Genomic DNA, 26,494 nt, shown 5'->3' on the forward strand with positions numbered 1-26,494 from the left:
GGGGATCACCTCTCGATCCGGTCAAGTCGGCGGGTCAGGGCGGCGAAGGCAAGGCCCGCCAGGGCCAGGAAGCCCACGGCCCACCCCCAGGGCATCTCGATGTAGGTGAAGGCAGCGGTCTGACCGTCGTAGGTGACCTTCGCCGGAGTGATCACGGCGTAGTAGCCCCAGGGCACAAGGCGCGCGAGCCACCCTGGCGCCAGCAGCATGTACAGGCTGATGAAGCTGCCCAGCAGCCCCACCCCCACCACGACGATCTGGTTGTCCACCACCGCGGCGAGCCAGATGTGGAAGGAGCAGACGGCGATGTTCACGGCGATGAGCAGCAGGGTGTAGGCCGCCCACGGCGCCACGTCCATGGGCACGGACAGTCCCATGAGGCGGGCCACGGCCATCAGTCCCGCGACCTGGAGGAGGATCGCCGGGATGATCACCGCGCTGAGCGCGGCGAGCTTGACGCGGCACAGCGCCCCCGGGGTCAGTCCCAAGGTCGAGGCGAGGTTCCACCCGGATCCGGAGTGCTCGATGTCGGTCTGCCTGCTGGCCAGCACGGACATGAGGATCGGCCCGGTCAGCGCGCTGACGAGGCCCAGGTTGAGCAGAAGGCTCGCCCAGGGCATCGCCGCCGGATCGCTGAGGTCGGCCCTCCCGGATTCTGAGAACAGGCTCATGCTGCCCATCGCGATGGTGGCGGCCACGAAGGCGAGAGTCACCGGCAGGGTTCGCAGCCGCCTCATCTTGGCGATCTCAATGCCGACGGCGCAGGCCGGGCTCATCGACCCCCGACGGCGGGCGCCGAGCCCAGCATGAGCCGGCGCGGCGGGGCGCTGGGAGGCCGCCGGTGCCGCAGGGGCTGCGAAGTCTGCCGCGGGGGCAGGAGCCGCCGGGAATGCGCTCGATGCCATCACAGCGCACCTCCCCGGCCGGTGAGGTCCATGAAGACATCCTCCAGGCTCTGGTTCTCCCGGCGCACCTCGTGCAGGGGCACCCCGGCGGCGGTCAGACGGCGGATGAGCTCGGCGACGGCGTCGGCGCTCAGGCCCGGGATGCGCACGCCCTCGCGGGTGAGCACCGGGGCTCCGGGCTGCGCTGCCGGCCCAGCCGGCCCCTCAGGCCCCGCTGGCCCCGCCGGCGCAGCCGGCCCGGCCAGAGCGGCGTCGGGAATCAGCCCCGCCAGGATCCGAGGGTCCGCGACGGCGCGCGCCGCCGGGGTGACCACCAGGACGTCGGGCACCGAGCGCTCCATGAGCTGGGCGCGCGTGCCCTGGAAGACCATCCGCCCCGCGGAGAGGATGCCCAGGATGGAGGCCATGCGGTCGATCTCGTCGAGGAGGTGGCTGGAGACCATGACCGTGACCCCCTCCCCGGCCAGATCCACCAGAAGGCGGCGCACCTCCTCGATGCCGGCCGGGTCCAGTCCGTTGGTGGGCTCGTCCAGGATGAGGAGCTCGGGCTCGCGCGCCAGGGCGATGGCCACCCCGAGGCGCTGCTTCATGCCCAGGGAGTATGTGCGCACGAGCCGGTCCTTGTGCTCGCTCAGGCGCACCAGGGCCAGGGCCCGGTCCACCTGGGCCTGACTCAGGCCCAGCATGCGGGCCACGATCCTCATGTTCTCAGCCCCGGTGAGGTGGCCGTATCCGGGCGGGCTCTCGATGAGGGATCCGGTGCGGGCCATGATCCCGGCGCGGGTGGCCGCGGTGAAGGGCTGGCCGAAGACGCTCATCTCCCCGCGCGAGGGCGCCAGGAGGCCGAGCAGCATCTTCATGGTGGTGGACTTGCCCGAACCATTGGGGCCCAGGAAGCCGTAGACCGCGCCTCGCGGCACGACCAGGTCGAGATCGGCCACCACAGTGCGCCTCCCGAAGCTCTTGGTCAGGCCCCGGGTGGCCAGGACGACGTCGTCGGCGGGCGGGATGCCGGCCGCGCGGGAGCGGGCGGGCGCTGGCACCGGCCCGGCGGACCTGAGCCCAGTGAGAGGCGCTGGTGATGACGGTGGTGCGGAGGGTGCGAACGGCGTCGGCCCGCTGGTGAGGAGTGCGTGTGAGGTGCTCATGGCTCAAGGCTCCCGGCCGGTGCGCACCAGCACATCAGCCCGCGGTCTGCTCATGAGGCGCGGCTGGAGGCCGCCTCCTCACACCGGGGTATGAGGGGCGCGAGAGCCTGTCGGAAGAGCGCTGGGCGGGGAGGCTGTGCCCTCATACCCCGGCATGACGCCCGATCGGGCCCCGGCGGCCTACCGTTGCGGCCATGGCAGGCACCCAGCAGATCGACGGTCAGGTCGGGCCCGCACCGATGCGGGCCCGGCGCCGCCCCGGTGCGCTCGACCTCATCGCCGCGGTCCTCGTGGTCTACCTCTCCGCGCTCAACTCCCCGGATCCGGTGGCATCCCTGGATCCGCAGGCGGCCCGGGCCATCTACATCGGCCTGCTGGTGGTGTGCGCGCTGGCGATAGCGGGGCGGCGGGTGGCACCGCTGGCGGCGGTCATCGCGATCGGGCTGGCGATGATGGGCCACCTGGCGGCGTTCAGCCAGTTGTCCCTCCTGGCGGTGGCCGCCACGCTGGTCGCGGTCGAGACGACGCAGTCGCGCCTCGATCCGCCATGGCGGTGGGTGATGCTGGGGGCCGCGGCGCTGGGGACGGCGGCGGCCTCGGTGCGGATGGTCGAGCTGGTGGGGCCCGAGGTGCCGCTTCGCTCGTTCATCCTGGTGTCCGTCTCCTGGCTGGTGATGGCCGTGGCAGCCTTCACCGGCGCGTGGCGCAGGTACGGGCGCAACCGGGTGGAGCAGGCCCTGGAGCGGGCGGCAGTGCTGGAGGCGCAGCAGGCCACCGAGCGTCGCCTGGCCGTGGTTGAGGAGCGCCAGCGCATCGCCCGCGACGTTCACGACCTCCTGGGGCACAGTCTGAGCGTGATCGGCATGCAGGCCGAGGGGGCGCGCGCCGTCCTGGCCGTCGATGCTCAGGCGGCCGACGACGCCCTGGCCGTCATCGGTGACACGGCCCGGCGCTCCGTGGACGAGGTGCGCGTCCTCGTCGATGTGCTGCGGGCCGACGCCCCCGGCCAGGGGGCGCCCACCACGGCCGGTGGCCTAGTACGCGGTGCCGGGCTTGCTGCCGATGCGCGGCCGGTGGCCGATCAGCCCGCTGCCGATGTCGCGGCGGTGCCAGGCCACCCTCTGGCAGCGCCGCGGCACGGGTCTGAGGGGGATTCTCCGGGGAATGCCGCATCGCCGCACGCGGCTCCCGAGGCCGGTCAGGACTCCGTGGAGGCACTCGTGCGCCGCGCCCGGCGGGCCGGCCAGCGGGTGGACCTGCACCTGGCCATCGCCGAGGACATTCCTGACCTGGTTGACATCGTTCTTCTGCGCGCGGTCCAGGAGGCGCTGACCAATGCGCTGCGCCATGCCCCTGGCGCGGCCGTGCGCGTCGAGCTCACCGCCCGGGACGGCCTGGCTGAGCTGTCCGTGGTCAACGGGGCACCGGCCTCGCGCACCCCATCCGCCACGGCGAGTCCCGCGCGCCGGGGATTCGGCCTGGTGGCCATGCGCGAGCGGGTTGAGGCCGCCGGCGGGGGCCTGGTCGCGGGCCCCGAGCCCGACGGCGGCTGGCTCATGCGCGCCACCCTGCCCCTGGCCCCCGCCCCCGGCGGGCCCACCGCAGCGCACTCGCCTGGCGCCGGCTGCCCGCCCGGCGGCCCCGCCGCGAGCCTGGCCGCCCCGACCACCGCGCACGCCGGAGCCTGACATGATCCGCCTGGGACTGACGGATGACGAGCCTCTTTTCGCCGCGGGCCTGGCAATGCTGCTGGGCGCGCAACCGGATATGGAGACGGTCTGGCAGTCCGTTGACGGCCACGACGCCCTGCGCCGCCTCAGCGCCGACCCCGTGGACATCCTGCTCCTGGACATCCAGATGCCGGGCCTCGACGGCCTGTCCACCACTCGCGAGATCGTGGCCCGCGGCGATGACTGCCGGGTGGTCATCCTCACCACCTTCGACACCGACGGCTATGTCCTGGGCGCCATCGAGGCCGGGGCGGCGGGCTTCCTGCTGAAGAACACCCCTCCCCAGGAGCTCATCGAGGCGGTGCGCACCGTTCACGCGGGGGACTCGGTGATCTCACCAGGGCCCACGCGCCGCCTGCTGACGGCGGTGCGCTCCGGAGGGCTCGGCAGGCCCGACGCGCCCGGTGGGCCCGATGAGCCCAGCGGACCCGCAGTATCGGCGACTGTCCCGCCAGCGGCATCGGCGGGAGGCGCCGTCGAGCCCACTCCCGAGCAGGCGGCTGCCCGGCGGGCGCTGGAGCCCCTGACCGAGCGCGAGCGCGAGATCCTGGTGCTCATCGCCCTGGGACTGACCAATCAGGAGATCTGCGACCGCGAGTGGCTGTCCATGGCCACGGTCAAGACGCATGTCAGCCACCTGCTGTCCAAGACCGGCAGCCGTGACCGGGTCCAGCTGGTCCTCCTGGCCCTGCGGGCCGGCGCCGTCGACCTCACCGAGGTCCTCACCGGATCGTGACGGCCTCCTGGGCAGCATCCCGAGCGAGCCCGGCTCGCCGTCGTCAGCCGGCGGCTGCACCACCCGGTTGGGCGCTGGTGGGTCGGGGTGTCACCGCCGCACCGGTCACCGGCTCGCCTCGGTGAAGACCGCGACCGTACGGGCCGGCACGCCCACCGCACCAGAGCCGGGATCGAAGACCGACTCGCGCACGACGTCGTCGGCCCCCCGCTCTTGAATGGAAGAGAGCCGGAACTCGCGGCCCGCCAGCTCGGCAAGGGTCTGGCTCACCCACGTCCCCGAGGCGTTGATGACGACGAGCAGCCCGTCCAGGTCGGGATCGATATCCCGCCCCAGGGTGTCGTCGATGAGCATGGCGATGAAGCCGGCCGGCGCCCCCAGGCCGGCGCCCGGGAAGCGCACCTTGTCCACGATCAGACCAGCGTCCCCCAGCCACAGCAGGGGCGAGGACGCCCGCAGGCGCAGCAGATCCAGCGCCTGCGCCTTGGCCGCGGCGATGTCCTGCGGCCCGGGCCTCAGCGAGGAGTCCTCCAGGAGCGGGCCCTGCGCCCACCAGGTCCTCTCATTGCGGAAGGCCGGGGGCAGCCCGCGACCAAAGCCATTGCCCTGCCCCGTGAAGTCGATGGCATTGAAATGGTCACCCGAATCGTAGGAGTCACGGTCCAGGGACTTGCTGCGCAGCAGCTCGGCGCCCGCCGCCCAGAATGACGGGGACTGCCCCAGTGCCACCGTGGCCAGGCACACCGTGTTCATGCGCACCCGATCCGGCATCGGCAGTCCCCGCGGCAGCTTGTAGGTCAGCAGGTCGAAAAGCGTCTCGTTGTCGTGGGCGTCAACATAGTTGACGTTCTCCTGCGGGGCCGAGGCAAAGCCGGCCGCCGACCCGTTGTAGCCCATCTCGCCGCCACGGCGCATCCTCCCGTCAGCGCAGAGCAGCAGGTAGTCGCGCAGGTTGCCGACCATGCCCAGGCGCACGAGGTCGGTGCGGTGGGCCAGGTCGGCGGCCTGATCGTGGCGGGAGCGCGGGTCCAGCCCGCCCGGCTGGGTCAGCAGGCCCGTCCCGAAGCCCTGGTAGGCGCGATGATCCTGATCGAAGGGACCGCCCCCGTGAACGGCGTCGCGCAGGCGGTCGTTGAAGGCGCCGATGCCAGTGCCGTCCAACTGGCCCTGGGTGGCCTGGATGAACAGGGCGTTGGAGGCGACCTCCCCGAAGTTCCAGCCCTCGCCGTAGAGGTAGAGGGAGGAGCCGTCGACGCCATCGTCCTGGACGGTCAGGGCGTCCAGGGCGGCGCGCACCTTCTCCATCGTGGGGCGCGAATGGTGGCCCATGAGGTCGAAGCGGAAGCCATCGACCCGGTACTGGCGGGCCCACCACACCACCGAGTCGATCATGAGGCGCTCGCTCATCGCGTTCTCGGTGGCGATATTGGAGCAGCAGGTGGAGTTCATGACCCGGCCCACGGCGTCGAGCCGGTGGTAGTAGCCGGGCACCACCCGGTCCAGGACGCTGAGGGGATCCTGGCCGTGGGCGGCAGTGTGGTTGTAGACCTGATCGAGGACCACCTGCAGCCCGACGGCGTGCAGCGAGCCGACCATCTCGCGGAACTCGATGATGCGCCCGCCGCCGTCCTGATGGCCCTCGGTGGCGTAGGAGCCCTCGGGGGCCATCCAGTGCCAGGGGTCGTAGCCCCAGTTGTAGGCGTCCCGGTGGGCCACTTCCGCAATGGCCGCCTGCTGGTCGGCGGAGGCGGGGCCGGCCTCGGGGATGACCGCGCTGAGCTGGTCGGATCGGCGCTCGGGGATGGTGGCGATGTCGAAGGTGGGCAGGAGGTGGACGGTGCTCAGGCCCGCCTCGGCCAGCTCTGCCAAGTGGCGCATCCCGTGGGAGTCGGCCACGGTGAAGGCCCGATAGGTGCCGCGCAGCTCGGCGGGCACGGAGGAGTCCATGGCGGAGAAGTCGCGCAGATGGAGCTCGTAGATGCTGCGGGAGGCGTTGTTGGGCACGCGCGGGGAAGGCGTCGCCCATACGGAGGGGGCCAGGGCGGGGTCCCCCAGGTCAACGGCCACGGAGCGCTCGGAGTCAACGGTCAGGGCCACCGAGTAGGGGTCGGTGACGAGGTTGGTCTCGATCCGGCCGGTGGCCGGGACATAGACCTCCACCTCCCACAGGTACTGGCAGCCCGCGGTGATATCGCCCCGCGCATTGGCCACGCACCAGCGTCCATCGGTGCTGGGGACGGCCGGGGTGCGAGTCGCCCCGCCCTCGACCAGGGGGAGGCTGCCCGTGGCCTCCCCGGTCTGCCAGGTCAGGAGGGTGACGCGGCGCGCCGTGGGGGCCCACAGGGCGAAGCGGGGGGCGCCGTCGGTGAAGGAGACGCCGAGCTCTGCGCGGGTCGAGGCGTACAGGCAGTCCAGGAGCGGGGCGAGTTGGACGCCGGTGTAGGCGTCGATGCTGCGGGTCGGGCCGTCGACGTACTGGAGGACGGCGATCTGGCCGGTCAGGGCCTGGCGCACGACCGCCTCGTCGAGGGGGGCCGCGGGGCGCAGGGCGATGAAGCCCTCCAGGTTGGGGCGTGCGGACAGGACGTGGTCGGGCAGGTTCCCGGTGATGCTCAGGGGAGTCAGGACGGGGGCCGGCAGGTCGTCGGCGCCGAGAAGGGCGCCGTCGATGACAGCAGCGCCCCCCTGGGAGGCGGTGACCAGGGCCAGGGTCAGCCCGCCGGCGCCCGTGGGGGCTCCGGCCTCATCGACGACGTCCTCGCGACCCATGCCAATGGGCAGCAGGGACAGGGGCCAGGCCAGAAGATCGGGCTTGATCCAGTAGGCGCGCTGCTCCCCCGAGCCTGCCACTGGCGGGTCGGCCATTGCGTTGTCGATCGTGCGGGTCATCGTGTACGTGAAGGCCATGGCTCCCCTCCCGGCTCGACCGCGCTGCCACCTGCCATCCTCCCCGCTCCGCGCCGATGGCGCTACCCCTGGCGATCTGTCCGTCCTGAACAACTTTAACGCCGGACGCCAACAACCCCTTTAGGATAACCGCAGGTCAGCCCATAGTTACCTACGGCAACTCAGCGGCGGCGAGGCTAAAAGTTGTTCAGGACGGACAACGTGGGCCCTCAGTGCCCTCAAGGCAGGTCGGAGCAGGTTCTGGGGGCGCTCGCGACAGCTCGCCGCCGTCGACGCCCAACGAAGAGAGAGTCCTCGCTTGTCATGGAGATGAGATGAGGCTAACCTAAATCGATCGCGAAGGGGGCGAGCCCACCACCGAGCGATCAGCGCATTAATTGAACGATAGACGAAGGAGTCTTCAAATGGGAAAGAAGGCATCCATTGCCGCTGTGAAGACGCAAGTGAGCACGAGTCGCAACAGCCTCGGATTAAGTGACGGAGCCGCAGCGAAGACAGAATCCCTGGTCAAAGACCTCTCCAGCGCCTGGAAGTCCCCCAAGGCAGAGGATTATGCCACACAGATCACTGAAGTCATAACCAGCGCGTCAGCACTGTGGTCTTCTTTAGCTGACGAGCTCCAGGACGCCTACAACGCAGCCACCGACTAGGCCACGCCATTTCATCAGACATCCAAACGTTCTATCAAGCACGGAAAGACTAATTGAAATGACCTACATTTCTCTCGACAAATCTCTATTGCAGAACCTCATCGATGCGATCAACAGCTACGCGCAGAGCCATGACTTCGAAGTGGGGGAAGTCAAGTGGATCAACTGGACGGAGGATGATCCTGCAGGAGTAGGATATCGGGTTGCCAACGGATCAACACTCGCGGGGATGTCAACCACGATGACCACGTTGAGTGGGGAGATCCAAGTCCGCCTCGATGAGGCGGTAGCGATGAATGAGTCGGGAATCACTATGAGCGACGGCAATACGGTGAGCTATTATCTTCCCGATGGTGGCGAAGACACGGTGGAGAATGTAAGGGCCTACAACTCCAAATCGCTCGATGCAGCCAAATCAGAAGCAACGGCACTGTATCAAGCGACGAACAGCCCGAATGGCCGCTCCGAGGACGGACGCACTATCGACGAGATTTATGCGGAGATGGCTAAGCATCAAGATGTGCCAACCTATTCGGCCGCATATATTCAGGCGCTAGACAAGGCGGCCGAGACAAGGCCCTATTCCGAGGAGGACATCAACAAGACTGGGGCAGAGCTCTTCTTGGAGCTCATGAACCGGAGTCGAGACAGTTATTCGGGCGAGGTAATGCCCCCTCACTTCAGCACACTCGGGCACATGCTGGCTGCCGCCTCCCAGGATGAGGTGGGCGGTGCCAGTCTGGCGAAGGACGTCTATCCCCAGGACGGCTCCACCATGTCACTCGCGAGCAAGATCTCCCTTAATGCCGCCCTCTCCGAGACGCCCACCCGATTCGGAACAAGGTTCCTGGTGGACATCGCCTCCCGATCTGAGGGTCAGGACCCCAACCAAGGCGGGATGGAGGGAGAGGATGTCATTAACCTCACACGATACAATGCGGATGTCCTCGGCGGAGCACTCACTGCCATGGGTAACAACCCTAAGGCCGCCCTGGATTACCTTGCCTCTGCTGGCGGCACAGTGGATGCGAACGGCACCTGGACTCCCAATGACGCCGCTCAGTCGCGCTGGGACCGTCTCAAGCATCGCGACTGGAACCAAGCCGGCCTAGATGGATTCACTGCAGCGCTTGGAGCAGCCTCCTCCTACCGCAATGTGACTGGTGATACCGGCGATGTCATCCATGCGGACGCGCGAGCGACCTGGCTGGCGGGAAATACGATCAGCCATTTCGGCGGAGGCGATGTCAAGAAAGAAGACTTCTCCGAGAAGATGAAGGAGAATCTTTCTCTGGTGATCGCCAACAGCCCAGAGGAGGTATCAGTGGCCGCCGAGGGGGCAGACCTCGAGGATACCGACGGAGCTAAGCTCCCAACCAAACCCCAGGCCATTACGAATCTCACCTACCGCGTGATCGATAACGAGAACGCTGCAGCCACTATCGCCACAGGACTGGGCGATTATCATCACGATCATATCGACCGCGACATGCAGTCAGGAGACATGACCACCCTCAAGGGTAACTATGAGAGCGCCGCAGCCTCTCAGGGGTATATCGAGCGACTCATCGAATCGCGGCTCACCGATAACAAGGAGGACGCCGAGAAACGCAAGACCGCTATTGACACGGCAGCAAGCGTGTTCACCACGGTTGCGGCCACTGGCGTCACAGTAGCAACCGCGGGCACGTCGGCGGCAGTTCTGGCTCCCTTCGCAGTGGATGTCGGGACCACAATCGCCAAGCCTGTGGTTGTCGATGCTCTCACCGAGGGCTGGGGAGAGGACAGGAACAAGGACGATAGTCCTGGAACACCTCGTGATATTCTTGAAGCACAGGGCTACACCGATGCGGCGCAGTACGGCCTCCTCTCCGATGAGAGCATCGCCCTCGCCCAGAAGCAGGGCCTGCTACTCAATGCGGACGGCAGTGTCATCGAAGTTCCCCCTGGCGGTTACAGCGATTCGTACCTTCGAAAGGTCCAGTCCTGGAAGAAGAAGGCCGGTGACCCTGCAACTCAAGAAGTTTCCGACTCCATCGATTCAGGTTTGGATGACGGCAGGGAGCAAGCGAGTAAGCTCCTCACCAATAAGAACTAGTGAGCGATCAAGCATGTCTATTGTGATCCGTAGAGCACTTATCAATGTCGTTCGCTGCGGCGCGCTCGCCTGGCGTCATCAGCGCGTCATGGCGATCTTCTTGGCGGCAGGCCTATCGGCCTGCAGCGGGGCCTCCAATCCAACGCCCTCAGCATCGCCGTCGCCGTTGACCGAGGAGACGCTATGCGGCGTCGTGTCCAGTCAAATACTGCGAGACGACCTGGGATTCCAGGCGGAGAGTTATTCTCATCGAGTTGATGCCCCGTCAGAGTCCAACTCAACAGGCTACTTCAAGTGCCTCATGCGTTCCGCCACCGACCTGCGCCTGATCGGAATCAACTACGGCTCCATCAAGACTGAGGATGACAAGAGACTGGCAACCGATGGCACCGCGGTCCCCACGCCTCCAGGCAACCGAGAGGGAGTATTGCGGGTGCGGGATAACTTTGATGGAGGAAGCACGTTAATCTGGATCTACCCCGATAACCGCATGATCACGATCTGGCTCCAGTACGGCGATGGCACAGGCCCCGGAGGAGGAGCAGAGCGGGAAGACCTAACCACCCTGCTCGACAGCCTCATCGAGGCCATCCCCGCCTACGTCCAGACAATCGACCGATCCCTGCATACCAGAGTCCCAGCACGGTCCACTGACGGGTAACCATCGGCTCCCACGCACAACGTGTCCGTCCTGAACAACTTTAACGCCGGACACCAACACCCTCGCTGGAATCACCGCAGGTCAACCCATAGTTACCTACAGAAACTCAGCGGCAGCGAGGCTCAAAGTTGTTCAGGACGGACAACGCGGGCCCTCAGCGGCCTCACGCAGCGGTGGGCCGCAGCATCAGGTGCGGGGCTGGCGCTCGGCCCACTGGCGGGGGGACACGCGCCGGCCCGTGTAGAAGGGCGTGTCCACGCGCACGTGCAGGCGCGCCTCGGTGTAGCGCTGGTGATGCATGACGCCCTCAAGGCGATCCAGGGTGTCGGCCTCGAAGCCCAGGATCCACTCGTAGTCGCTCAGCCCGAAGGTCGCCAGGGTCGATCCCTTGACATCGGGGAACTTCGAGAAGCCGTGGCGGCCGTGAGCGGCCATGATCCGCGAGCGCGCCTCGGGCTCAAGCAGGTACCACTCGTAGGAGCGCACGAAGGGGTAGACCATGACCCAGTCGCGCGGCGCCACCCCGGCCAGGCAGGCCGGCACATGGTTGCGGTTGAACTCGGCGGGGGTGTGCAGGCCCATGCAGGACCACACCGGCTCGAGCTGGCGGCCCAGCGCGCTGGCGCGCAGGCGGTGGTAGGCGTCCTGGAGGACCTCGGGGTCGTCGTCGAGCCACCACACGAGCAGGTCGGCGTCGGCGCGAAGCCCGCCGATGTCGTACCAGCCGCGGGTCGTCACCCCGCTGTCCTCGATGAACTGGGCGGACTCATCGATGAGCCGCTCCCGGGCGGGCTCGGCGGCGGGCAGGGGGGAGGCCAGGCGGAAGACCGCGTAGAGGGTGTAGTGATACTGGTCGTTGATGGCATCGAGGTCGACGTCGGTGGCGTCGCGCGGGTCGCGGTGGGGGTGGCGCTCCTCGTCCTCGAAGCGGTGGAGGGGGCCGGCGGGATGGCTCGGGGTCTCGGTCATGACTGCTCCTGGGGGTGTGGTTGCGTGCGGGTGGTGGGGCGTGCGCCGGGCAGGCAGCATGAGGGCGGGCAGACCGTGTGGAAGGGGCCGACGCCGGTAGTGGACTCCGGGCGAACGATCTCCCCCCGGGCGGTGGCCGCCCGCTCGGCCAGGATATCGACCAGGGAGGCGATGAAGGCCGGGTGAGTGCCGGCGGTGGCGGCCCGCGCATAGGGCAGGCCGAGCTCTTCAGCGGTCTGGGCCGCCTCGGTGTCCAGGTCGAAGACCACCTCCATGTGGTCGCAGATGAATCCGATGGGAGCCACGACCACACCGGGGCAGTCCTGCTCGGCCAGGGCCTCGAGGTGGTCGTTGATGTCGGGCTCCAGCCAGCGCGCCTGGGGAGGGCCCGAGCGCGAGCAGTAGACGAGGTCGTGGCCCAGCGACTCCAGTCCCAGTCGGCGGGCCACCTCGGGAACGAGCACCCGCGCCAGGGCCTCGTGCTGGGCGGCGTAGGAGATCTCCGTGGACAGGTCGGCGCTGACCCCCGGCTCGGGCTCCCCGGCCATCCCGGGATCCGCCGCCCCTTGGCCGGCCGACCCGGCCGAGCCGGCTGAGCCCGCCTCCATGGAGACGGGGATGGAGTGGGTGACCAGCACGAGCCGGACCCCCTGGGCATCCACCCCCTGATCGGCGAGCCTGCCGTAGGCGGCGAGGATGGCCTCGACATTGGCCTGGAGCATGCCGGGGGTGTTGTAGTAGGGCCGGGCCTTGTCCACGCTGAGGACGCCCTCCAGGGGCGCCCCGCCCGCTCCGCCGACCCTGGCGGCGGCGTCGGCCTCCTCATCGCCGGTGGCGCCATCGGTGCCCGCCTCGATGCGGGCGATGGCCCCGGCCACGTCCTCGCGGTACTGGCGGCAGCCCGAGTACGAGCCGTAGGCGGCGGTGGTCAGGGCCAGGACTCGGCGGGCGCCGGCGTCGGCCAGCTCGCGCAGGGCCTGGCTGACGAAGGGACGCCAGTTGCGGTTGCCGATGACCACGGGCAGGTGGCAGCCGCGGCGGGCCAGCTCGGCGCGCAGGGCCGCCAGCAGCTCGGCGTTGCGGGCGTTGATCGGCGAGACCCCGCCGAAGCGCTGGTAGTGGGTGGAGACCTCCATGAGCCGGGAGTCGGGCACGCCCCGTCCGGCGGTGGCGTTGCGCATGAAGGGCAGGACGTCGTCGGGCCCCTCAGGCCCCCCGTAGGACAGGACGAGGACGGCGTCGTAGGGGGCCAGGGGCCCGGCCAGGGTCGCGGCGGCCTCAGGCAGGGCCACCACCTCCGGGGTCTCGATGGTCAGCTCACTCATGGGCGGCCCGCGCCAGATCGGGGCCCAGCACGAGGGCCAGGGCCTGACGGTAGGCGTCCTGCTGACCGGCCTCCCCGGCCCGGCGGGCCTGGACCGTGGGGACGTGCAGGAGGCGGGCGGCCAGGCGCTGGAGGGCGCGCTCGGCCTCTGCCAGGCTCACGGAGTCCGTCTCGCCGGCGGGGCGCAGTCGGGCGGCCTCCTCCTCCACCACCCGATCCGCCGCGGCGCGCACGGCGGTGATGAGGGGGGCCATGGCGCGTCCGGCGAGGTCCCGCTCGAAGGCGCCGGCCTCGGCCTCGACAATGGCCTGGGCCTGCTCGATATCCGCTCCGGCGGCGGCCGGAACGGCCTGGCGGATGCCATCCAGGTCCAGGCAGACCACGCCGGGCAGCTCGGCGACGCCGGCCTCGACGTCGCGGGGCAGGGCCAGGTCGAGGATGACCAGTCGGGTGCGGGTCCCGTCATCCCGGGACCGGGCCTCCAGCGCCTGGCGGACTCGATCGGCGCTGAGGATCGGCCCTCCCATGCCGCGGCAGGTGATGACGAGGTCGGCCTGGGCCAGAGCCTGGGCCAGGGCCTCCGGGGCGACGGCGCGCAGCCCCCTGCTGCGGGCGAAGTCCTGGCCCCGCTGGCTGGAGGCGGAGTGGACGGCGATGGAGGTGGCCCCGTGCTCGCGCAGGGCGCTGACCGTGGCCCCCGCGTAGGAGCCGGTGCCCACCAGGAGGACGCGGGCGCCGGGCAGGGGGCCCAGCTCCCGCTCGGCCAGGCCCACGCCCACGGCGACGATGCTGCGGCCCCGGCCGGCCAGGGAGGTCTCCCCGGCCACTCGGCGCGAGGCGATGGAGGCGTGCTCGACGGCGCGGATGAGCTCGGTGCTGGCGGTGGCCTCGGCGGTGGCGGTGCGCAGGGCGCGGCGCAGCTGGCCGGCGATCTGGCGCTCGCCGATGACCATGGAGCGCAGCCCGCTGGCGGTGGCGAAGAGCTCGCGGTGGGCCTCGGCCCCCTGCCAGCTGGACAGCTCCGGGGGCTGGTCAAGGCCGGCGCGCCTGGCCAGGAAGCGCGCGATGGCGCTGGCGTCCAGCTCGTCGGCCTCCAGGAGGAGGGCCAGGCGGTTGCAGGTGGCCAGGACAAGGGCGCCGCGCAGGGCGAAGCCCGACATGAGGTCGGGCCCCAGGCGCGGCGCCGCGGCGCTGAGGCGCGCGACGGCGTCGAGGCTCAGGCGGCGGTGATCGGCGGAGAGAAAATACATGGACACAGTGCTTGTATTGAATCATCGCTGGCAGCTGTGAGCACAATGGCGCCTATCGCAGGAGCAGAATCGTTCTGACGCTCCGTCAGATATATGGAATCAGGCTGACCTGCGCACACCTTCTCTTGGATTCCCGCCGGAATCGCCTCTCAAGGAGTTCTTCGCGCAATGATAGGACCATCCACGGCGCATGGTGCTGACACTACGCGGCGTCATGATCCGCAATCCTTCGACACAATTTCTGAAAGCGAATCATTGCTGAAATCTCATCGGATTGACTCATCTCACCGCCTCCCCGCGCTGCTGGAGGCACTGGCCGGCGAGCGGGGCGAGCGGACGCCCGTGTGGTTCATGCGCCAGGCGGGCCGCTCCCTGCCCGAGTACCGGCGCGCCCGGGCCGCCGCGGGCCTGTCCATGCTGGAGGCCTGCCTGGATCCCGGGCTCGCCGCGGAGATCACGCTGCAGCCGGTGCGGCGCCACGGGGTCGATGCCGCCGTGCTCTTCTCCGACATCATGGTCCCGCTGCTCCTGGCCGGGGTGGATGTGCGCATCGAGGAGGGGGTGGGCCCGGTTCTGGCCGCCCCGGTGCGCAGCCGCGAGCAGATCGACGCCCTGGTGGCCGCCCCTCCAGCAGGCGACGGGCTGGAGTCGGTGGCGCAGGCCGCGCGCCGCGTGGTCGTCGAGCTGGGGGCGCCAGGGCGGCCGGGGAGCCGCGAGCACTTGAGCCCACGCCAGCGCGCCGGCCTGGAGGTCAGCGCCGGTCAGGCGGGATGGACCCCGCTCATCGCCTTCGGGGGCGCGCCCTTCACCCTGGCCGCCTACCTCGTCGAGGGCCGCCCCAGCCGCGACCACCTGGCCGCCCGCACCCTCATGCACGCCGATCCGAGCTCCTGGCACAGGCTCATGACCTGGTGCGCGCAGGTCACCGGGGCCTTCATCGCCGCGCAGGTGCGCGCCGGGGCGGCCGCCGCCCAGCTCTTCGACTCCTGGGCCGGCAGCCTCTCCCCCGCGGACTACCGCCGCCATGTCCAGCCCTACTCGGCCCTGGCCCTCCAGGTCGCCGGCCGGGCCCACTCCCCCACCACGGGGGCGCCCCCGCCGCTGATCCACTTCGGCACGGGCACCGCCCGCATCCTGGCCGATATGCGGGACGCGGGGGCCGACGCCGTCGGCGTGGATGACCGTACCGGGCTGGAGGAGGCGGCCCGGGCCGTCGAGGCCTCCCGCGCCGGGGCCTGCCCGCTCCAGGGGAACCTGGACCCGGCGCTTCTGGGAGCGCCCTGGCCCGTTGTCCAGGCCGGCGTTGAGGAGTGCCTGGCGGCGGGGCAACAGGCCCCGGGGCACGTGGTCAACCTGGGGCACGGGGTGCCCCCCGGGACGGATCCTGCCGTGCTGACCCGCATCGTGGCGCAGGTGCACGGCTCAGCCGACTGGGATGCCACGGCGCGCCGGGCCTGGGACCCCGAGGAGGAGTCGTGAGCGGGCCCGGCACCCCGGCCGGCCCCACCCCGGAGCCGGCGGCGAAGCGCGCCGGCCGGTGGGACGCCGTCGTCGTGGGAGGCGGGATCGCGGGGCTGAGCGCCGCCTGGGAGCTGGCCCGCGCGGGCCTGGCCCCCCTGCTCATCGAGGCCCGCGGCTACACGGGGGGCCTGGTGGCCGGAGCGGAGATCGCCGGGGTCCCCATGGACCTGGGCGCCGAGGGCTTCGCGCTGCGCGGCGCCGGGGACGGCGTCTTCCCCGTGGCGCAGATGGCCGAGGAGCTGGGCCTGGCGGTTCGCGCCCCCCAGGGCAGGCCCCGGCTCTTCCTGCCACCACTGGAGGGCACCGGCGCCTGGTCGCTGCACCGCTTCCCCGCCCAGGCCCTTCTGGGCATCCCGGCCGACCCCCTGGCCGCCGATGTCGTGGACATCATCGGCCAGGAGGCCGCGCACCGGGCGGCTGCCGACCGCGAGCTGCCGGCAGCCGTGGGCACGGACCCCCAGGCCCCCGGCGACCTGGCCTCATTCGTCTCGGCGCGGATGGGGCCGGGGGTCCTTGAGCGGCTGGTCCGCCCGATCGTCGCGGGCATCCACACCGCCGACCCGAGCCTCCTGGCGGCCGACGCCATCGCCCCCGGCCTGCGCCGCGAGACCGCGCGGCTGGGCAGTCTGGCGGCGGCCGTCGAATCGAGGCTCGGGACGCGCTCGGCCAGCCGCAGCGCCAGTGTCGAGGGGGGCATGCTGGCCCTGACCGGCGCCCTGCGCGAGGCGATCGAGGCGGCCGGGGGCACGGTGGCGACCCGTACCGGGGCCCAGTGGATGCGCCGCGAGGCCGGGGCCTGGAGCCTGGGGATCGCCGCCACCGGGAGGGGGGCCACGCCGTCTGATGAGCCCGTGCCGGTGGCGCCCGAGGAGGTCGTGCGCACCGGGCGCGTGGTGCTGGCCTGCTCGGCGGGCGCGGCGCTGCGCCTCCTGACCGGCGCGGGCCTCGACACCGAGGTGCCCATCGCCCGCGGCGCCCCCATCGCCCGCCTCATCATGGTCCTGCGCGCCCCCGGCCTCGACGGGGAGCCGGTGGGCTCGGGGCTGCTCGTGGCGCCCGGGCAGGCGCCGGTGGGCGCCAGGGCGCTGACGCATCTGAGCGTGAAGTGGCCGTGGATCGGGCGAGGGCTGCGGCAGGAGCACGGCCCGGGCATCCACGCCCTGCGCCTGTCCTACGGGGCGGGCGGCCCGCAGTTGGCGGCCGCCCTGGAGGATGTTGCCGTCCTGACCGGGGTGCGCCTGGGGCCCGAGGCGGTGATCGAGCACAAGCTGGTGCGCTGGGACGGGACCCTGCCCCCGGCCACGCCCGAGCACCGCGAGCGCGTGGCGCGCCTGGAGGAGAGCGTCGCCGGGCTTGAGGGCTTGGCGGTGACGGGGGCGTGGGTCGCCGGAACGGGGATCGCGGCGGTGGTCGGCCATGCCCGCCGCGCCGGAACCCGGCTGGCGGGCGACCGGTTTGGAGGGGATGAGATCGGGGCACCCTGAACGCGGATTTCATCTCCGCAGGTCACGCCTTAGTAACCCTCGGGTAGCCAGGAGGCGCTGAGGTTAATGCCCTCCACAATGGTCGTCCACCCGGTCATCGGCCCGGTCACCACTGGCACCACTGGGCGCGGGCCGATCCTCTAGGCTCGCGGCATGGACAGACACGGTCGGGCACTGCGGCTGGGAACGCGCGGATCGCGGCTGGCGCTGGTCCAGTCCGAGCAGGCGGCGCGCGACCTGGAGGCGGCCGGCGCCCCGGCCATTGAGCTGGTCACCGTGCGCACCGGCGGCGATGGCGATCGCACCCCCCTTCGCGAGCTCGGCGGCGTGGGCGTCTTCGCGGCCAGGCTGCGGCGCGCGCTGCTGGATCGGGAGGTGGACCTGGCCGTTCACTCCTGCAAGGACCTGCCCTCCCGGCCGGTCGACGGCCTGGAGCTCATCTGCGTGCCGCGTCGCGAGGATCCCCGCGACGCCCTGTGCGCCCGCGACGGCCTGACCCTGACGACCCTGCCCCCCGGCGCGAGGGTGGGCACCGGCTCACCGCGCCGCGCCGCCCAGCTCCTGGCCGCCCGGGCGGACCTGGAGGTGGTGGACCTGCGCGGGAACGTGCCCACGCGCCTGTCCCGAGTGCGCGGCCTGGACATGGGCGCCGACGAGCCCGTGGCGCCCGCCACCGCTGACACCCGCGGCGACCTGGATGCGGTGGTCCTGGCCATGGCGGGGCTCAGGCGCCTGGGCCTGGAGCGCTTCGCCACCCAGGTGATGGACACCGATGTCATGCTGCCCGCCCCGGCGCAGGGCGCCCTGGCCATCGAGGCCCGCGCCGACCTCCTGGCCGCCGCCGGGCACGAGGCCCTGGCCGGGGCGGCGGCGCGCCTGGAGGACGCCGGCACCCGCCTGGCCATCACCGCCGAGCGCGCTCTCATGGCCGCCCTGGGGGCGGGCTGCGCCGCCCCCGTGGGGGCGCTGGCCCAGGTGGTCGAGCCCGGGGCCGCGCCCGGGAGCCGGGACCTGGTGCTGCGCGCCCTGGTCTGCTCTGCTGATGGGCGCCGCCAGCGCCACTGCGAGCTGCGGACGCCCCTGCCCGGCGCGGCCGGGGCGGGCGACGATCATGCCGCCGCCGAGGAGCTCGGCGCCCGGGCGGCGAGCTCGCTCCTGGACAACGGCGCCGCCGGCATCGTCGACCTGCGCGCCAGTAGGCCCTCCCACATGCCGCCCCGGGGCCGCGCATGAGCGGCCCGCAGACCTCGGCCCCGCGAGGCCCGGGCGGAGGCGCCCTGGCCGGGGGCGAGGTCGTGGCGCCCCGGCATCATGAGCCCGACGCATCCGCCCCGCCCACAGGCCTGGCTGAGGCAGCAGCGCCTTCCGCCTCCCGCACGGGGCCCTCGGCACCTGCCCAGCCCGGCACGCCGTCCGCCGGCCCACCGTCCTGCCAGCCATTGGCCGGGCGCTGCATTCTGCTGCCCCGGCTGCGCGAGCCCGACGCCCTGGCCGACGAGCTGGAGAGCGCGGGGGCGCGGGTTGTGCGCGCGGCCCTGACCCGGACCGTGCCGGGAGATACCGCGGCACTGGCGGAGCTGGCGCGCCTGGCCGCATCCGGGCAGGCCGATTGGCTGGTCCTGACCTCGGCCCGCACCGTCTGGGCCCTCACCCCTCACCTGCGCGCCGCCGAGGCCGGCCCTGGCCGCCTGCCGCTTCGGGTCGCCGTCGTCGGGCCGGCGACAGCCCGCGCCTGGGTGGAGGAGACCGGCACCGCCCCGGATCTGGTGGCCGCCGGCAGCGCGGCCGCCCTGGCCGGGCACCCCGAGCTGGCCCGCGGCACCGGGCGCCTTCTCCTGCCCGCCTCCGCCCTGGCCGATCCCGCTCTGGCCCGCGCCCTGGGCGAGTCCGGGTGGGAGGTGGTGCGCGCCGCGGCCTACTCCACGGCCGCCGTCGGGCACGATGACCTCCCGCCGGGCCTGGAGCGGGCCTGGCGCCAGGAGGTGGAGGCCGCCGTCCTGACCGCCCCCTCCACCACCCGCGCCCTGCTGGACCTGCTGGGCCCGCCGCGCGGCGCCCGGCTCATCGCCATCGGGGCGACCACGGCGCGGGCAGCCACCGCCATGGGCCTGCCCGTGGCCGCCACGGCCGGGGCCCCCACCCCAGCCGGGGTGCGCGAGGCCGTCTTGCGCGCCCTGGGATTCCCTGTTGCTACGGTGGACCAGGGCCCGCAGCAGGGCCCGCAGCCCGCCTGAGGAGACCACGCATGAGCACCGATGCCCTCGCCGGCCGCCGCGCCCCGCAGCCGGACGCGCCCGTCGTCCGCCCGCGACGGCTGCGCCGCACCCCTGCGATGCGCGGCCTGGCCCGCGAGCATGCCATCGACCCGGCCAGCCTCATCCTGCCGGTGTTCGTGCGCGAGGGGATCACCGAGCCCCACCCGGTTCAGGCCATGCCGGGGGTCGTCCAGCACACGCTGGACTCGCTGCGCCGCGAGGCGGCGGCCTGCGCGCAGGCCGGCGTGGGGGGCATCGACCTGTTCGGGGTGCCCGCCGACCGCGATGAGACCGGCTCGGGGGCATGGGATGCCGCGGGCATCCTCAACCGGGGGATCGAGGCGGTGCGCGCCGAGGTGGGCGATGCCCTGGTGGTGTGCGCCGACACCTGCCTGGACGAGTTCACCAGTCACGGGCACTGCGGGGTGCTGCGCCAGGGCGGGCGGCGCGACGGCGAGGTGGACAATGACGCCACCCTGGGGCTCTACCAGCGCATGGCGGTGGCCCAGGCCCAGGCGGGGGCGCATATGGTCTCCCCCTCGGGGATGATGGATGGCCAGGTCGCAGCGATCCGCGGCGCCCTGGACGCCGCCGGGCACGACGACGTCGCCATCCTGGCCTACTCGGCCAAGTACGCCTCGGCCTACTTCGGCCCCTTCCGCGAGGCGGTGGGCTCGACGCTGACCGGGGACCGGCGCACCTACCAGCAGGATCCGGCCAACCGGCGCGAGGGGCTGCGCGAGGTCATGCTGGACGTGGCCGAGGGGGCGGACATCGTCATGGTCAAGCCGGCGGGGCCCTACCTGGATGTGCTGGCGGATGTGGCGGCGGCCAGCCCGGTCCCGGTGGCCGCCTACCAGGTCAGCGGGGAGTACTCGATGGTGGAGGCCGCCGCGCAGCGCGGGTGGGTCGAGCGCGAGCGCGTCATCGCCGAGTCGGTCCTGGGGATCGTGCGGGCCGGGGCGGATATGATCCTGACCTACTGGGCCCGCGAGATCGCCGAGGGCCTGGGGAGGCACTGAGGCTGTGAGCGGCTCAGGGCACGATGCAGCGCGATGAGGCCCTGGCCAGCCGCCGGTCGAAGGTGACGACCCGGCAGTCGAGCGCCTCGGCCAGGGCGACGTAGACCGCGTCATAGGCGGAGATGCTGTTGCGCAGCGTCCATGCGGCGTCGAGCAGGGGCGGGACATCCATCCAGTGGATGTCCAGCTGCTCGAGGTGGATCAGCGCGGTGCGGGCGCGCTCAGCCGTGATCTCCGACCCCAGGACCCAACCGCGCAGGACGGACATCACCTCGACCGCCAGGTGCTGAGGGGCGTACAGGTCGGCGTCGGCGATGAGGTCGGCCGCAGCCCGGCCCCTCTGGCTGCCGATCAGCACCTCCGCCGCTGCGGAGGCGTCCAGGACGAGGATCATGCGCGATCCTGGCGGGAGGCGCGCAGGACCTCGACGGCGGGAGTCGTGCCCGCCGGACCCGCGGCCCTGATGCTGGCGAGGAGCTCGGCGCGGTCCGGCCGCTCGGCCAGCCGCGTCACCTCCGCCAGGAGGTAGTCGCTCAGCGACAGGCCCTGCAAGGCCGCGCGCGCCTTGAGCCGCGCGCTGACATCCTCAGGGACATGACGGATCTGAAGCGTGGTAGCCATGCAACTAGCATGAGATACATGCAGTCTGCATGCAAGGGCTCGCGAGATCGCCCAGGACCCGAGGCGGTGAGGATCGCGACAGCCGGCCTCGCCGCCGACCCTTGGGAGGAGCCTCGTCGGCCAGCGGGGTGCCTCATGTCAAGGTGCCCGCGAAATCTTCTCCGTGCCTCATGTAGGAATGCCCGCAAAACGGGTGGGGTGTCGGGAGGCTTTCTTGACGCGGATGCTGTGGTGGACGTCGGGCAGGGCGCTGGGGATCTGGGCGGCGTAGAGCTCGTCGGTCTTGGTCTTGGCCTGCATGATCAGGGAGGCCTGAAGGTCGTGGATGCGCCTGGCGATCTTGGCGGGGTTGAGGCTGTCGCGGTAGGCGATCAGCTCATCCTTGTGCTGGCCGGTCAGGGCATCAGTGGACAGGAGCCGCTCCAGCGGGGTGGCGGGGGCGTCGTAGAGGCGCTTGCGCCGCCCGGCCTTGTCGGTGCCCCACCCGACGGGCTTGCGGGTGGGTGTCAGGAAGTTGAGGCGGTCGTCGACCAGGGACCACAGGCGGTTCAGGGTGGCGCGCTCGGTGTCGGTGTCGTACCGGTAGTAGAAGCCGTAGCGGCGCACGAGATGGTTGTTCTTGGACTCGATGGTCGCCTGGTCGTTCTTGCGGTAGGGCCGGGCCCTGGTGAAGTAGATGCCCAGGTTGCCGGCCCATGCCACGACCCCGTGGTTGATGAACTCGCTGCCGTTGTCGAAGTCCATGCCCAGCAGCGGGAACGGGACGGCGTCGATGGCTGCGTCCAGGGCGGCAATGATGTGCTTCTCCGCGTTGTTGCGCATCGTGCGGGTGAACACCCACCCGGTGAGCACGTCGGTCATGTTCAGGGTCCGGGCGAACTCGCCCTTGAGGACCGGGCCGCAGTGGGCGACGGTGTCGACCTCGAAGAACCCCGGGGCGGCCTCGATCTCGTCACCGGCCTTGCGGATGGTGATCGAGTTGCGCAGCAGCGGCCCGGCCTTGGTGGTGCTGATCCCCCGGACGGGGTCCTTGGCGCGTACTGGGGCCAGGTACCGGTCGATGGTCGCCGCACTCATGGCCTCCAGCTCTGCCCGCACCTGGGGCGTGTATCGGGGCTCGTCATCCAGCTCCCCGTGGGACTGGAGCAGGTCGAGCAGCAGCGGCATGGACGCCGCCAGGTACTTGCCGCACTGCCCGCCACTGGCCGCCCACACCTTTTGCAGGACCTTCAGGGCGTCATAGGAGTACTTGCGGCCCCTGGGCCTGGGCGCCTCCTTCTTGGCCCCGCCAGGGCGCTTGGCGGCCTGGGTCAGGCGCCTGCGCGCGTTGTCCCGGCTCCAGCCAGTCACCGCGCACACCTCGTCGAGCATCCGCCCCTTATCGCCCTTGGACGCCCTGGCATACGCCGTGGCGTACTTCCTGGTGATCTCAGCCCTAGCCCCCATCGACAACTCGCTTCCCATGCCCACCACGGTCCGCGGATTTCGCGGGCACTTCCACATGAGGCACGGGACCTCCTTCGCGGGCATCCACGATGAGTCTCGTCGGCCAGTTGCCCCGTCACACACACATGGTGCATAATGAGAGTGATCGATTCCCGACCAGGCCTCTCCATCCGGATGCAAACTAGGTCGGGAACTTTTCTTCTGCAAGGGCGCACGATGGATCACAAACCGAGGCTGAGCTATATAGAGCAGACCAACCTTCTCGCCTCTCGAGGCCTGCGCATGACCAGCGAGGCAGACTGCATCGACCTTCTCAGCCATGGCCGGAATTAAACAAAACCGTATTCCGGTGTGTTCTTGGGTGGATATTGGTGCGGGCGAGGTATAGAATGGGCGCATGCGGGTTGATGTCACGTCGGATGAGCGCGATGTCCTTTTGGGATGGAAGAAGCGCAATGACACGCTGATCCTGGTCAGATTGAAAGCCGAGGCGATTCTCTACGCGTCCCGTGGCGTTGACGTGGGTGTTATCGCTGAAATGGTCGACCGATGCGAGAGAACCGTGAAGGAATGGCTGGCGGACTGGCGGCGCACCAGACTGCATTCCGTCGTGACCGGTCACGCCGGAAATGAGAACGCCGCGAAACTCACCCGCACCCAAAAGGAGCAGCTCAAGGAGGTCCTGAGCCAGCCACCATCGCGGTCCGGCATCGCCGCCGACTTCTGGGACGTACCCGCCCTGCGCGACGTGGTCAGTGCGAGGTTCGGCGTGGAGTACGCCTCGGACTCCTCCTACCAGCTGCTCCTGCGCTTGGCCGGCATGAGCTTCAAGCTGCCCGATCCCTTCGACAAGCGCCGCGATGAGAAGGCCATCACCGAGCGGATGGCGCAGATCCGCGCCGAGGTCGCCGGCCTGTTGGCCGGCGGCTGGGAGGTGTACACCGTCGATGAGGTCCGTGTGGAGCACGAGGCCGAGACCCGTCGTATGTGGCTGCCCAAGGGCGAGCGCACCAAGATCCACGTTGACCGCACGCGCTCGGCCCAATCCTTCTTCGGGGCCCTGAGCCTGACCACCAAGAAGATGAAGGTCTATCCCATCGAGGGCAACCAGAACGCCGAACAGATCATCCTGGCGATGGCTCGCCTGGCACGCGAAACAGACAACGACAGGATCGCTGTCGTCCTGGATAACGCCAGATTCCACCACGCCAAGGCCCTGACCAGCCTGTACGAGCCCGGCGAGGCACTAGACCGTATCACCCCGATCTACCTACCGCCCTACGCGCCGGACCACAACCCCACCGAGCACGTTTGGAACACCGCGAAAGGTCACATCGCCAACATTCAACGCGACACCCCCGAGCAGACCTGGACCGCGTTCACCAGCTACATCACTAGCCGCACCTTCGACTACGACTTCGAACACCTACCAATCACCCCACCAGAAGGAAACCTTGTTTAAAGCCGGCCACAGGTCAACTACTACCGCCTCTCGGGCTACTTCCGATACTGGCAAAAGGACCCCGCTTACGGAGACAACACCTTCATCGACGGGGCGAACCTGGAGACGATCCGAGACCTGTACCTAGCCGAGGAAAGCCTCGCGGTCGAGGCCACACGGGCGCTGCGACAGGTCGAGATTCTCTTGCGCACACGCTTCGCCTACTACTACTCCATGCATGTGACCTCCCAGGGTGGGCTGAGCGTTGACAGAGGAATCTCACCCCCTCCTCCGAACTCCGAGCAGAACCCAGTCAGTTACTACGTGCGCCGCGATCTTGACCAGAGCAAGGAGTCCTTCATCGTCCGAAGCCGCCAAGATCCGCCTCAGGACAACAAGCCCGCAGACCGATATCCGCACCTCTACGTGTGGGCAGCTGTCGAGGTCCTCTCCTTCGGCACTCTGTCTCGCTGCATCGCTGCTTCTGCTGACAGTGGAGTGTTGGATCACCTGACGAAATCTCTTGACATGAAGCGAGACACGTTTGCCTCCATGGTCAAGAGCCTCGTGTACCTCCGAGACCGGATCGCGCATCATGCCAAGATCTGGAACCACTCCGTTGCCGACGCCCCCGGTCTTGGGCGCTCACGGAAGCGCATCAAGAGGCGACACGGTCAGTTCGACGACCACTCGACCTACGCCGTCCTTGTCGTGCTCAGCCTGATCCTTGAGCAGTCACACCTCCACGAAAACTGGCTGACCGACGTCGTCGACCCCATCCTGAAGGGAAACACCCTGCTGGATCGCGGAATCCGCCACCCGCGCCGATACGGCGAGGCCGACCTGAGCACGTAACAGCACTGCCCGACCCTGGCCGCGATACGCTCGGGCCGCAGCCGCCTTGTCCGTCCGACCAGCCCGCGCAGGAGCCCCTCATGCCCACCAACGCCGCCCTCTTCGACTCCGCCCGTGCCATCATCCCGGGGGGTGTGGATTCCCCCGTGCGGGCCTTCGGCTCGGTGGGCGGCACGCCGCGCTTCATCGTCTCGGCCAGCGGCGCCCGGGTGCGCGACGCCGAGGGCGCCGAGCTCGTGGACCTCGTGGGCTCCTGGGGCCCCGCCCTGCTGGGCCACGCCCACCCCGAGGTCGTCGCGGCCGTCCAGGAGGCGGCGGCGCGGGGCCTGTCCTTCGGCGCCCCCACCCAGGGTGAGACCCTGCTGGCCCAGGAGGTCGCCCGACGGGTCCCGGCCGTCCAGAAGGTGCGCTTCGTGTCCACCGGCACCGAGGCCACCATGACGGCGGTGCGCCTGGCGCGGGGCGCCACCGGCAGGGATCTCGTGGTGAAGTTCGCCGGCTGCTACCACGGCCACAGCGACGGCCTGCTGGCCGAGGCCGGCTCGGGCGTGGCCACGGGCGGCCTGCCCGGCAGCGCGGGCGTGCCCCAGGCGGTGGCCGCTCAGACCATTGTCCTGCCCTACAACGACGTCGAGGCGCTGCGCGCCTGCTTCCAGGCGCGCGGGGAGCAGATCGCCGCCGTCATCTGCGAGGGGGCTGCGGCCAATATGGGCGTGGTCCCGCCCGCGCGCGGCTTCAACGCCGAGATCCGCCGCATCACCGCCGAGCACGGTGCCCTGATGATTCTCGACGAGGTGCTCACCGGCTTCCGCGTGGGCCCGGCCGGCTGGTGGGGGCTGGAGGCCGTCGAGGGCTGGAGCATCGAGGCGCCCACCGCCGCCCACCGCTGGCCCGCCTCCACCCAGGAGGCCGCCTGGGTGCCCGACCTGCTGACCTTCGGCAAGGTGGTGGGCGGGGGCATGCCACTGGCCGCCGTCGGCGGGCGAGCGGAGATCATGGACCTGCTGGCGCCGCTGGGGCCCGTCTACCAGGCCGGGACGCTGTCAGGCCACCCGCTGGCCACGGCCGCCGGCCTGGCCACCCTCCAGCTGGCCGACGACGCCGTCTACGCCGCCGTGGAGTCCGCCTCCCAGCAGATCGCCTCCACGGTCTCCCAGGCGCTGAGCGCCCAGGGCGTGGAGCACCGGGTGCAGTGGGCCGGCTCCCTGTTCTCCATCATGTTCGGGGCTGGGACGGCCGCGGGGGTCGCCGACTACGAGGCCGCCCGGGCTCAGGAGACCTGGCGCCACGCCCCCTTCTTCCACGCCTTCCTGGAGGGCGGCGTGGCCCTGCCGCCCTCGGTCTTCGAGGCGTGGTTCGTCTCGGCCGCTCATGGGCCGGCCGAGCTCGAGGTCATCGCGGCGGCGGCGCCGAAGGCCGCCCGCGCCGCCGCCCAGGCGCAGCCCTCCTGAGCCCGGGCCCCGCGCGCCCC

General features: G+C 70.5%; 21 protein-coding genes and 1 pseudogene. 13 read left to right on the forward strand and 9 right to left on the reverse strand.

What is annotated here, in order from left to right:
* Positions 1-5 precede the first annotated feature (5 nt).
* Both EL266_RS02045 and EL266_RS02050 read right to left on the reverse strand, forming a co-directional pair.
* A complete protein-coding gene (locus tag EL266_RS02045; protein ID WP_126412071.1) occupies positions 6-905 on the reverse strand; it encodes an ABC transporter permease in 900 nt (299 codons plus the stop codon).
* Positions 905-2,053: an ABC transporter ATP-binding protein gene (locus EL266_RS02050; protein WP_026427280.1), complete on the reverse strand. Its 1,149-nt coding sequence runs from the start codon at positions 2,051-2,053 to the stop codon at positions 905-907. Before EL266_RS02050 ends, EL266_RS02045 begins: the two co-directional genes overlap by 1 nt.
* 194 nt (positions 2,054-2,247) lie before the next feature.
* Here EL266_RS02050 and EL266_RS02055 point away from each other — a divergent pair, with 194 nt between their 5' ends.
* Positions 2,248-3,741 (forward strand): sensor histidine kinase, encoded by a 1,494-nt coding sequence (locus tag EL266_RS02055; RefSeq protein ID WP_051281288.1) that lies wholly within the window; start codon positions 2,248-2,250, stop codon positions 3,739-3,741.
* A gap of 1 nt (position 3,742) precedes the next feature.
* Positions 3,743-4,519 (forward strand): response regulator transcription factor, encoded by a 777-nt coding sequence (locus EL266_RS02060; RefSeq protein ID WP_026427281.1) that lies wholly within the window; start codon positions 3,743-3,745, stop codon positions 4,517-4,519.
* Positions 4,520-4,624: 105 nt separating this feature from the next.
* Here the strand turns inward: EL266_RS02060 and pulA are convergent, their stop codons facing one another.
* Positions 4,625-7,426 (reverse strand): pullulanase-type alpha-1,6-glucosidase, encoded by a 2,802-nt coding sequence (pulA, locus tag EL266_RS02065; RefSeq protein ID WP_026427282.1) that lies wholly within the window; start codon positions 7,424-7,426, stop codon positions 4,625-4,627.
* 404 nt (positions 7,427-7,830) lie between these two features.
* Here pulA and EL266_RS02070 point away from each other — a divergent pair, with 404 nt between their 5' ends.
* The 3 genes from EL266_RS02070 (at position 7,831) to EL266_RS02080 (ending at position 10,835) form a co-directional block, all read left to right on the forward strand.
* The gene (locus EL266_RS02070; RefSeq protein ID WP_126412074.1) at positions 7,831-8,076 is read left to right on the forward strand and encodes a hypothetical protein; all 246 of its coding nucleotides are present in this window, start codon (positions 7,831-7,833) and stop codon (positions 8,074-8,076) included.
* A 58-nt stretch (positions 8,077-8,134) separates the two neighbouring features.
* Positions 8,135-10,174 carry a DUF6571 family protein gene (locus EL266_RS02075; protein WP_126412076.1) on the forward strand — a complete coding sequence of 680 codons (2,040 nt, stop codon included), beginning with the start codon at positions 8,135-8,137 and terminating at the stop codon, positions 10,172-10,174.
* Between the two features lie 88 nt (positions 10,175-10,262).
* A complete protein-coding gene (locus EL266_RS02080; protein WP_126412078.1) occupies positions 10,263-10,835 on the forward strand; it encodes a hypothetical protein in 573 nt (190 codons plus the stop codon).
* Positions 10,836-11,021: 186 nt separating this feature from the next.
* On the opposite strand, the gene hemQ is transcribed toward EL266_RS02080, so the two are convergent.
* Genes hemQ through EL266_RS02095 form a run of 3 tightly spaced genes read right to left on the reverse strand, consistent with a single transcriptional unit; the run spans position 11,022 to position 14,378 of the window.
* Positions 11,022-11,804: a hydrogen peroxide-dependent heme synthase gene (gene hemQ / locus EL266_RS02085; RefSeq protein ID WP_026427284.1), complete on the reverse strand. Its 783-nt coding sequence runs from the start codon at positions 11,802-11,804 to the stop codon at positions 11,022-11,024.
* A complete protein-coding gene (locus EL266_RS02090; RefSeq protein WP_034515050.1) occupies positions 11,801-13,129 on the reverse strand; it encodes a ferrochelatase in 1,329 nt (442 codons plus the stop codon). Before EL266_RS02090 ends, hemQ begins: the two co-directional genes overlap by 4 nt.
* Complete coding sequence (locus EL266_RS02095; RefSeq protein WP_051281289.1) at positions 13,122-14,378, reverse strand: glutamyl-tRNA reductase; 1,257 nt, start codon at positions 14,376-14,378, stop codon at positions 13,122-13,124. The genes EL266_RS02090 and EL266_RS02095 overlap by 8 nt, the downstream gene beginning before the upstream one ends.
* A gap of 255 nt (positions 14,379-14,633) precedes the next feature.
* Between EL266_RS02095 and EL266_RS02100 the strand changes: the two genes are divergently transcribed.
* The 5 genes from EL266_RS02100 to hemB all read left to right on the forward strand — a co-directional run bounded on the left by EL266_RS02100 (position 14,634) and on the right by hemB (position 20,660).
* On the forward strand, positions 14,634-15,857 hold the full coding sequence (locus EL266_RS02100) for a uroporphyrinogen decarboxylase (RefSeq protein WP_051281290.1): 1,224 nt from the start codon (positions 14,634-14,636) through the stop codon (positions 15,855-15,857).
* A complete protein-coding gene (locus EL266_RS02105; RefSeq protein ID WP_084500884.1) occupies positions 15,854-17,383 on the forward strand; it encodes a protoporphyrinogen/coproporphyrinogen oxidase in 1,530 nt (509 codons plus the stop codon). Before EL266_RS02100 ends, EL266_RS02105 begins: the two co-directional genes overlap by 4 nt.
* 153 nt (positions 17,384-17,536) lie before the next feature.
* A complete protein-coding gene (gene hemC / locus EL266_RS02110; protein WP_026427285.1) occupies positions 17,537-18,616 on the forward strand; it encodes a hydroxymethylbilane synthase in 1,080 nt (359 codons plus the stop codon).
* Positions 18,613-19,617 carry a uroporphyrinogen-III synthase gene (locus tag EL266_RS02115; protein WP_084500886.1) on the forward strand — a complete coding sequence of 335 codons (1,005 nt, stop codon included), beginning with the start codon at positions 18,613-18,615 and terminating at the stop codon, positions 19,615-19,617. Before hemC ends, EL266_RS02115 begins: the two co-directional genes overlap by 4 nt.
* Positions 19,618-19,628: 11 nt before the next feature.
* Positions 19,629-20,660 carry a porphobilinogen synthase gene (hemB, locus tag EL266_RS02120; protein WP_034515052.1) on the forward strand — a complete coding sequence of 344 codons (1,032 nt, stop codon included), beginning with the start codon at positions 19,629-19,631 and terminating at the stop codon, positions 20,658-20,660.
* A 13-nt stretch (positions 20,661-20,673) separates the two neighbouring features.
* On the opposite strand, the gene EL266_RS02125 is transcribed toward hemB, so the two are convergent.
* From EL266_RS02125 to EL266_RS02135, 3 genes are all read right to left on the reverse strand, one after another.
* Positions 20,674-21,054 (reverse strand): type II toxin-antitoxin system VapC family toxin, encoded by a 381-nt coding sequence (locus tag EL266_RS02125; protein WP_034515053.1) that lies wholly within the window; start codon positions 21,052-21,054, stop codon positions 20,674-20,676.
* Positions 21,051-21,281: a FitA-like ribbon-helix-helix domain-containing protein gene (locus EL266_RS13965; RefSeq protein ID WP_026427288.1), complete on the reverse strand. Its 231-nt coding sequence runs from the start codon at positions 21,279-21,281 to the stop codon at positions 21,051-21,053. Before EL266_RS13965 ends, EL266_RS02125 begins: the two co-directional genes overlap by 4 nt.
* Positions 21,282-21,449: 168 nt before the next feature.
* A complete protein-coding gene (locus EL266_RS02135) occupies positions 21,450-22,745 on the reverse strand; it encodes an integrase catalytic domain-containing protein (RefSeq protein ID WP_232011975.1) in 1,296 nt (431 codons plus the stop codon).
* Positions 22,746-23,124: 379 nt separating this feature from the next.
* On the opposite strand from EL266_RS02135, the gene EL266_RS02145 reads away from it, so the two are divergent.
* The 3 genes and pseudogenes from EL266_RS02145 to hemL all read left to right on the forward strand — a co-directional run bounded on the left by EL266_RS02145 (position 23,125) and on the right by hemL (position 26,474).
* A complete protein-coding gene (locus tag EL266_RS02145; protein WP_126412080.1) occupies positions 23,125-24,189 on the forward strand; it encodes an IS630 family transposase in 1,065 nt (354 codons plus the stop codon).
* Between the two features lie 21 nt (positions 24,190-24,210).
* Positions 24,211-25,023: pseudogene (locus EL266_RS02150) on the forward strand (Abi family protein); the annotation flags it as partial.
* Between the two features lie 80 nt (positions 25,024-25,103).
* Complete coding sequence (gene hemL / locus EL266_RS02155; protein WP_026427133.1) at positions 25,104-26,474, forward strand: glutamate-1-semialdehyde 2,1-aminomutase; 1,371 nt, start codon at positions 25,104-25,106, stop codon at positions 26,472-26,474.
* Positions 26,475-26,494 lie beyond the last annotated feature (20 nt).

Origin of the sequence: Actinomyces slackii, assembly GCF_900637295.1 — a bacterium.
In the GTDB taxonomy this organism is placed as follows: Bacteria; Actinomycetota; Actinomycetes; order Actinomycetales; family Actinomycetaceae; genus Actinomyces; species Actinomyces slackii.

Coding starts and splice junctions, on each gene's coding strand:
- EL266_RS02045 (WP_126412071.1), bottom strand. CDS start 905: ATGGCATCGAGCGCATTCCCGGCGGCTCCTGCCCCCGCGGCAGACTTC.
- EL266_RS02050 (WP_026427280.1), bottom strand. CDS start 2,053: ATGAGCACCTCACACGCACTCCTCACCAGCGGGCCGACGCCGTTCGCA.
- EL266_RS02055 (WP_051281288.1), top strand. CDS start 2,248: ATGGCAGGCACCCAGCAGATCGACGGTCAGGTCGGGCCCGCACCGATG.
- EL266_RS02060 (WP_026427281.1), top strand. CDS start 3,743: ATGATCCGCCTGGGACTGACGGATGACGAGCCTCTTTTCGCCGCGGGC.
- pulA (WP_026427282.1), bottom strand. CDS start 7,426: ATGGCCTTCACGTACACGATGACCCGCACGATCGACAACGCAATGGCC.
- EL266_RS02070 (WP_126412074.1), top strand. CDS start 7,831: ATGGGAAAGAAGGCATCCATTGCCGCTGTGAAGACGCAAGTGAGCACG.
- EL266_RS02075 (WP_126412076.1), top strand. CDS start 8,135: ATGACCTACATTTCTCTCGACAAATCTCTATTGCAGAACCTCATCGAT.
- EL266_RS02080 (WP_126412078.1), top strand. CDS start 10,263: ATGGCGATCTTCTTGGCGGCAGGCCTATCGGCCTGCAGCGGGGCCTCC.
- hemQ (WP_026427284.1), bottom strand. CDS start 11,804: ATGACCGAGACCCCGAGCCATCCCGCCGGCCCCCTCCACCGCTTCGAG.
- EL266_RS02090 (WP_034515050.1), bottom strand. CDS start 13,129: ATGAGTGAGCTGACCATCGAGACCCCGGAGGTGGTGGCCCTGCCTGAG.
- EL266_RS02095 (WP_051281289.1), bottom strand. CDS start 14,378: ATGTATTTTCTCTCCGCCGATCACCGCCGCCTGAGCCTCGACGCCGTC.
- hemC (WP_026427285.1), top strand. CDS start 17,537: ATGGACAGACACGGTCGGGCACTGCGGCTGGGAACGCGCGGATCGCGG.
- EL266_RS02115 (WP_084500886.1), top strand. CDS start 18,613: ATGAGCGGCCCGCAGACCTCGGCCCCGCGAGGCCCGGGCGGAGGCGCC.
- hemB (WP_034515052.1), top strand. CDS start 19,629: ATGAGCACCGATGCCCTCGCCGGCCGCCGCGCCCCGCAGCCGGACGCG.
- EL266_RS02125 (WP_034515053.1), bottom strand. CDS start 21,054: ATGATCCTCGTCCTGGACGCCTCCGCAGCGGCGGAGGTGCTGATCGGC.
- EL266_RS13965 (WP_026427288.1), bottom strand. CDS start 21,281: ATGGCTACCACGCTTCAGATCCGTCATGTCCCTGAGGATGTCAGCGCG.
- EL266_RS02135 (WP_232011975.1), bottom strand. CDS start 22,745: ATGGGAAGCGAGTTGTCGATGGGGGCTAGGGCTGAGATCACCAGGAAG.
- EL266_RS02145 (WP_126412080.1), top strand. CDS start 23,125: ATGCGGGTTGATGTCACGTCGGATGAGCGCGATGTCCTTTTGGGATGG.
- hemL (WP_026427133.1), top strand. CDS start 25,104: ATGCCCACCAACGCCGCCCTCTTCGACTCCGCCCGTGCCATCATCCCG.